7 protein-coding genes and 1 pseudogene are annotated in these 2,965 nt (G+C 58.5%); 2 read left to right on the top strand and 6 right to left on the bottom strand.

Translation table 11 applies throughout. The features are described 5' to 3' along the window. Window positions 1-152, bottom strand: a pseudogene (locus ACK4TM_RS17340) (50S ribosomal protein L15); the annotation flags it as partial. 149 nt (window positions 153-301) lie between these two features. Between ACK4TM_RS17340 and ACK4TM_RS17335 the strand changes: the two are divergent. Continuing rightward, window positions 302-625, top strand: coding sequence for a type II toxin-antitoxin system CcdA family antitoxin (locus ACK4TM_RS17335; RefSeq protein ID WP_409703811.1), 324 nt, complete (start codon window positions 302-304; stop codon window positions 623-625). Between the two features lie 35 nt (window positions 626-660). Beyond that, window positions 661-858 carry a hypothetical protein gene (locus ACK4TM_RS17330; protein WP_409703808.1) on the top strand — a complete coding sequence of 66 codons (198 nt, stop codon included), beginning with the start codon at window positions 661-663 and terminating at the stop codon, window positions 856-858. A 147-nt stretch (window positions 859-1,005) separates the two neighbouring features. Here the strand turns inward: ACK4TM_RS17330 and rpmD are convergent, their stop codons facing one another. The 5 genes from rpmD to rpsH form a co-directional block, all read right to left on the bottom strand. Further along, window positions 1,006-1,194, bottom strand: coding sequence for a 50S ribosomal protein L30 (gene rpmD / locus ACK4TM_RS17325; protein ID WP_019953326.1), 189 nt, complete (start codon window positions 1,192-1,194; stop codon window positions 1,006-1,008). A gap of 3 nt (window positions 1,195-1,197) precedes the next feature. After that, window positions 1,198-1,782, bottom strand: a complete 585-nt coding sequence (rpsE, locus tag ACK4TM_RS17320; protein WP_409703805.1) for a 30S ribosomal protein S5 — start codon at window positions 1,780-1,782, stop codon at window positions 1,198-1,200. Window positions 1,783-1,907: 125 nt separating this feature from the next. Beyond that, window positions 1,908-2,273 (bottom strand): 50S ribosomal protein L18, encoded by a 366-nt coding sequence (rplR, locus tag ACK4TM_RS17315; protein WP_409703801.1) that lies wholly within the window; start codon window positions 2,271-2,273, stop codon window positions 1,908-1,910. 11 nt (window positions 2,274-2,284) lie between these two features. Next, window positions 2,285-2,818: a 50S ribosomal protein L6 gene (rplF, locus tag ACK4TM_RS17310; protein ID WP_322895915.1), complete on the bottom strand. Its 534-nt coding sequence runs from the start codon at window positions 2,816-2,818 to the stop codon at window positions 2,285-2,287. A gap of 9 nt (window positions 2,819-2,827) precedes the next feature. Continuing rightward, window positions 2,828-2,965: 30S ribosomal protein S8 (rpsH, locus tag ACK4TM_RS17305; RefSeq protein WP_409703814.1), on the bottom strand; the 138-nt coding region annotated here is incomplete at its 5' end.

The following is a 2,965-nucleotide window of genomic DNA, read 5'->3' as shown; positions in this document are numbered from 1 at the left end:
CCTTCGTAGCCTTTGATCGCCACGCCGGAACGTGATTTCTGGCCTTTGATACCACGGCCACCGGTTTTACCCATGCCCGAACCCGCACCACGGCCAATACGCTTTTTGCGCTGTGTGGCGCCTGGGTTGTCGGAAAGTTCATTCAGTTTCATGTCGCTTCTCCTTTTGCCGGAACTGGCCCCCAGCGACGGGAGCGGCCAAACACGGCGTTAAAAATTGAGTCGGCCCAAGGGTGCCGACTGGTGGCGTATAAACGCGGGGATGGTGCGGGTCAAGGAAGGTTGCGGGCTTTGCGGGCGGTATGCGTCAGCACACTTACCTGACGCCAGGAAGCGGTATATTTATGCGGTATAAATGGGAGCATGGCGCGATGCGAACGGCGACAAAGCGCAAGACCTCAGTGACGCTCGACAGCGCGGCACTTAAAGCAGCGAAGTCGCTTACTATCAACGTTTCCGCCGTGGCGGAGGCGGCATTGATCAAAGCGGTCGCCGATGCCCGTCGCAAAAAATGGCTTGCTGACAACGCCAGTGCATTTGCAGCCCAATCGGATTGCCACGCACGGTCCGGGCATCCGCTGGCCAAAATCATAACCGCGCCCGGCGGGTCGTCACGGTCCCGCTGACCCGTTTTGACGTTGCAGAATACAACGGAGTCGCGATGGTGGTCGTCGAAAGCAATCTGCCGCCGCCCGATGCTTCGGTCGTCGTCATTCCGCTGCTTCCGGACTATCCTGCGGTACAGCATCTGAACCCTGAAATTCGCCACAACGGCCGACGCCTGATTCTTGCGGCGCGGCTGATTGCGGCTGTCCGTCGCGCGGCTGACCCGCACAGGGCACGTCGCCGATCAAGGTGATCTGATCACCCGTGCGGTCTCTGACCTCGGAGCGGGCGTTTAGGCGCTGGGTCAATTTGGCTTGCGGACGCCACAAGAAAAACGCCCCCGGTTTCCCGAGGGCGTTTTCAATATAGTATGGTGGATCATAATCCACCTTACAAAAGCTTACCCACGCTCTTCGATGATCTCAACGAGATGCGGGATGCTGTTGACCATGCCGCGCACGGAAGGGGTGTCTTCCAGCTCGCGCGTGCGGTTCATTTTGTTCAGGCCCAGACCGATCAGCGTTGCACGCTGTTTTTCGGGGCGGCGGATCGGGGAACCGATCTGTTTCACAACGATAGTTTTAGCCATGATTTAAGCCTCCTCGACGACTTGGGCGGATGCTTCAGGCGCGTCATCACGCTTGGGCAGGATGTCGGCGACTTTCTTGCCGCGACGCTGGGCCACGTTGCGCGGTGACTGCTCTTTTTGCAGACCGTCCATCGTGGCGCGGATCATGTTGTAAGGGTTCTGCGACCCGATGGATTTGGACACGACGTCCTGCACACCCAGCATTTCGAACACGGCACGCATCGGACCACCGGCGATGATCCCGGTACCAGCAGGGGCTGTGCGCATCACGACGCGGCCTGCGCCATGGCGGCCTTCGATATCGTGGTGCAGGGTCCGGCCGTCACGCAGCGCGACGCGGATCATCTGGCGTTTCGCCTGTTCGGTCGCTTTGCGGATGGCCTCGGGGACTTCTTTGGCTTTGCCTTTGCCGAAACCGACGCGGCCTTTTTGGTCACCAACAACGACAAGCGCGGCAAAGCCGAAACGCTTACCACCTTTGACGGTCTTGGACACGCGGTTAATCGCGACCAGACGGTCGGCAAACTCGGGTGTTTGTTCTTCACGGTTGCGGCGGTTGCCGCCACGGTTGTTATCACGTTCTGCCATAGGTGGCGTCCTTGTCTTGTTGCCCGAGGGCGTTGTCCAATCGCGGTCGAAGCCGGATCATCGAGGGTGCGTGATGAACACGCACCCTACATTGGTCTGATGCGCGTTTATCGCGCACCCGTCGCTTAGATCCTCAACCCACCTTCGCGGGCTGCATCGGCAAGGGCCTTGATCTTGCCGTGGAACAGAAAACCGCCACGGTCGAAATAAGCCTGTTCGACACCAGCCGCCTTGGCGCGTTCTGCGATTGCAGCACCCACCTTGGCCGCGGCTTCGACATTGTTCTTGCCGACAACGCCCAGATCCTTTTCGAGCGACGATGCCGACGCGAGCGTCACACCGTTCACATCGTCGATCAGCTGGACGCTGATGTTCTTGTTGCTGCGGTGAACCGAAAGACGCGCACGTCCCTGGTTGGCAGTGATGCCCCGCAGTTTGTTCCGAACGCGCATACGGCGTTTCAGAAACAGTGCTCTTTTGCTGTTTGCCATCTGTGCGTTCCTTACTTCTTCTTACCTTCTTTGCGGAAGATGAATTCGCCTTTGTACTTGATGCCCTTGCCTTTATAAGGCTCGGGCTTGCGCCATTCGCGGATATTCGCCGCGACCTGACCCACAAGCTGCTGGTCGATTCCTTCCACAGTGATTTCGGTCTGCTTGGGGGCCGTCACGGTGACACCCTCCGGCACTTCGAAATTCACATCGTGGCTGTAACCCAATGCCAGTTTCAGGGTGTTACCCTGCATCGTGGCACGATAACCCACACCGCTGATCTCAAGCTCTTTCTTGAAACCGGTGGTCACGCCGGTCACCAGGTTTTCCACTTGGCTGCGCGACATGCCCCACTGCTGGCGTGCCCGCTTGGACGTGCCACGTGGTGTGATGCTGACGATATTGCCATCGACCTTGATGGTGACATCATCTGTCGCCTTAAACGTGCGGGTGCCCTTCGGGCCTTTGACTTCTACGGTTTGACCAGACACCGACGCAGTGACGCCAGAGGGTAGCTCAACCGGTTTTTTACCAATACGAGACATGTTTTCCCCTTAGAACACTGTGCAGAGCACTTCGCCGCCAATTTTGGCCGCCCGTGCATTTGCGTCCGTCATCACACCCTTGGAGGTGGAGACAATCGACACGCCCAGGCCCTGACGGACGGAAGGCAGGTCATTGGCGCCCAGATA

Origin of the sequence: Yoonia sp. (assembly GCF_046292185.1) — a bacterium.
Lineage (GTDB): Bacteria > Pseudomonadota > Alphaproteobacteria > Rhodobacterales > Rhodobacteraceae > Yoonia.
Note: the sequence above shows the minus strand (reverse complement) of the source record. Positions and strands in the feature narration are given on the sequence as shown.